2 protein-coding genes and 1 pseudogene are annotated in these 2,974 nt (G+C 32.6%); all 3 read right to left on the bottom strand.

Annotated elements, in window-relative coordinates:
- Positions 1–98 precede the first annotated feature (98 nt).
- Positions 99–566 (bottom strand): winged helix-turn-helix domain-containing protein, encoded by a 468-nt coding sequence (locus tag FJR38_RS27445; protein WP_168540772.1) that lies wholly within the window; start codon positions 564–566, stop codon positions 99–101.
- Between the two features lie 294 nt (positions 567–860).
- Positions 861–2,528, bottom strand: a complete 1,668-nt coding sequence (locus FJR38_RS27450; protein WP_168535475.1) for an IS1634 family transposase — start codon at positions 2,526–2,528, stop codon at positions 861–863.
- Between the two features lie 135 nt (positions 2,529–2,663).
- Positions 2,664–2,774: pseudogene (locus tag FJR38_RS27455) on the bottom strand (Uma2 family endonuclease); the annotation flags it as partial.
- Positions 2,775–2,974: the final 200 nt, after the last annotated feature.

Below are 2,974 nucleotides of genomic sequence, written 5' to 3' on the forward strand. Positions count from 1 at the left end.
AATCTCTGGCTTGCTATTTCGCTCTGCCCAGGCATAATATAGGCTTGGTCTATCATAAACAGCTAAACTCGTCATAAATACTAGCCTCTCTGTAGGCTTCAGTTCTGCCAGTTTTTTTTTATTGTAGTGACAAACTCTTTCTGAACTTTCGGATCGCTATTCTCGTAATCACGATGTGCTTTTTGATGCGATAGTCCCATCTCCTTGAGTATGTCATAGGTGCGACTGTCTTTTAGCTCTATACCCCATCTTTGCTGTACAACTTCGATTATTATCTTCCCTGTCCATATCTGTCGGTCTATTCCATAGTCGGTTGGTTTCTTCTCCAAGAGCATTCTTTTGATCTCTTCCTTTTGTTCACTACTCAATCTCTGTATTCTTTTAGACTTTATTGGTGTGACTAGTGCCTTTAGTCCCCCTTGACAATACTTATCAATCCAAGTGATTAAGGTCTGTCTTGCACAGCCGATTTTATCCATCACTTCTTGTCTACTTTTACCATCATGTAGATACTTGATTGCTTCTAACCGTCTTCTTATGTATTGTTGTTGATACTTATAACCCACATTCCGCAGATGTAACTCAGATTATTGATATTTTTGAAAAATCCCAGCCAGGAAAATTTTATTTACCTAATTTTTCTGGTTGAGTTTAACTTTATCTACCAAAAAATAGAGAATATTACCGAAATTAATTTCGCTAGGTTTTAAAATAGATTCTCTCTCTCAATTAAAATAGTCATTTCGGCTTAAATAAACATGACAATTACAGCAAAAAATATTTTCACTCTTTGCTAAAAATTTCTATTTACTAATTTTATCGATCACTATCTACATCTTTTTTGGTCTAATAAACTCTCATCAAATAATTAGATAATATTTACTACAACTCCTTCCTAAATACCTGACAATCTTTTCACGTTCCTCCGTTAAATTGCTCATTTGTTTTTGTCCATTTATGATTACCAAATGTACAGCCTGAAACATCTGAAATACCCACCTCATTGTCGGTTTATTTGTGATTTTATTGACTTGATTTCTAATCCCATCATCAAATTTAGCTAATTCTTGCCTTAATTTTCTTTGTGCAAGATTATAGACTAACAAGCACAATCCCATTATCATTGCTATTGATTCTACTCTTTCAGGAGTTTTTACAAATACGCTTGATGTAAAAAACAACGGGTCTTTTAAAAATCTAAATCCTCTCTCGTTAGATTGTTGGGCTTTATATTCCTCTAATACTTGCTCATCACTCAATTCATTTTTATCTAAGATATTCGTTGCTAATATAAATCTCCCCGCTTTAATTTTTTCAGCTTCTATCACCTCTTTTCTTGTTTCTATTTGACCTTTCACTTGATATTTTATTTGACTTGGCTCTGTCAATTTACTTGGTCTACCTGCTGTTTTATATTCTGGTTTTTCTAGATATTCAATTTCTTTTATTTGGTGATATTTCCAGGATTTTGATAGCTTTTCTATTGCTATTTTAGCATCTGCTTGACAAGCAAATTCTTGTCTAGATAGTTTATTCAGTAAGGCTTTTACCTTTGATTCCTGTTTTTTAACTTGTTTTTCTACCTGTTGGATACTTGATTTTTTTCTTAATTCACTTTCGACGATTATCCATCTTTGTTTTATGTCTGCATATTCTGATTCTTTAGCTGCTATTTTATAGCCTGATATTTGACTATCTTTCCATTCTGATTCTTTTATATCTACGATTTTATTTTTTGCTTCTTTGATACTTAATGGTACTCTTGTTATCCATTTCAATTCTCCCATTGCTGCTAAGTTTTCTGCTGTATATAAGGCACTATCTGCTACACTTATGCCTTCAAATGTCCATTGCTTTTTAAATTCTTTTAATCTTTCTACAAATACACTTTTATCATCTACGTTTCCTGAGTCTACTTTTAAATATAATGGGATATCTCCATCTCCTGTTACTATCATGTCTATGATAAATTGTTTGAGGTCTGGTCTTTTATCTCTTGAGTATCCATGAACTATTTCTATTGCTTTCATCTCTGGTTCTATTTCTATTTTATTCTCTCCTGTTTCTTGCTTGGTTTCTTCTATTTCTTCTATTTCTTTTTTGTACTCTCCTTCTACACTCATAGACGTCCCATCTAAATGAATACTATCCATTTCTACTTGGAATTTATGGGCTGCTTTTATCGCTACTGCTGTAAATATTTTTGTTGTTCCTACTTGATGATACTTGTCTAGTTCTCTTCCTAGTTTGTCATCATTTAAATGTGATGCTAATACTCCTTCTCCTATTAAATGTTCTGTTGATTTTCCTACGAAAAATTCTCCAAATAGATATAATGGGGCGCTTAAAAAGCCTAATCCATTTAAAATCATTGCTTTTATTACTTGTCCTGGTGTTAGGGTTTCTTTTATTTTTATTCCCACTATTTTATTCACTTCTTCTACCAATTCCATTTCGTCTATTATTCCTGCTACTATTCCCAAATGGTCTATATTTAGGATTTTCATGCCAACTTGAGACTCTTTCATGGTTTTTCCCATCTCTATTTGATTTGATTATTTTAACAAATAAAAGCCTGAAATCTTTGCTAGGCAATCTTTTCAGGCTTTTATTTATGAAAATTTTTAATTCCTAAATTTGCTTTAGTATCTGCGGAATGTGGGTTCTAACAATTCTACCCGTTCGTCTGGTGCAAAAATACCCGCGTCATTCATGCGGTGATATTCTTCTACCGTCCACAAACGCAATTGTAGATTTGTTTCCGTACTTTGCATAGCGGCTTTAATCACCTTGAGGTGTTTAGATTCACTCTTATTTAGGGCTTGCTGAAAAAGTAGAAAAAGGCAAAAAAAAATTAACTAGGTAGTTAGGCAAAAGCAAAGATAAGTTTTTGTTGTTTAAAATTAGGCAAAACATCACTTTTTCTAATTGAATTAAAGAAAAAAGAGATTATTTGGAAAAATTGCCATAAAAA

The organism is Anabaena sp. UHCC 0253, from assembly GCF_009712085.1.
In the GTDB taxonomy this organism is placed as follows: Bacteria; Cyanobacteriota; Cyanobacteriia; order Cyanobacteriales; family Nostocaceae; genus Dolichospermum.

What these genes read in the sequence shown, in the direction of transcription:
- FJR38_RS27450 (WP_168535475.1), bottom strand. Translation starts at nt 2,528, where the DNA reads ATGAAAGAGTCTCAAGTTGGCATGAAAATCCTAAATATAGACCATTTG.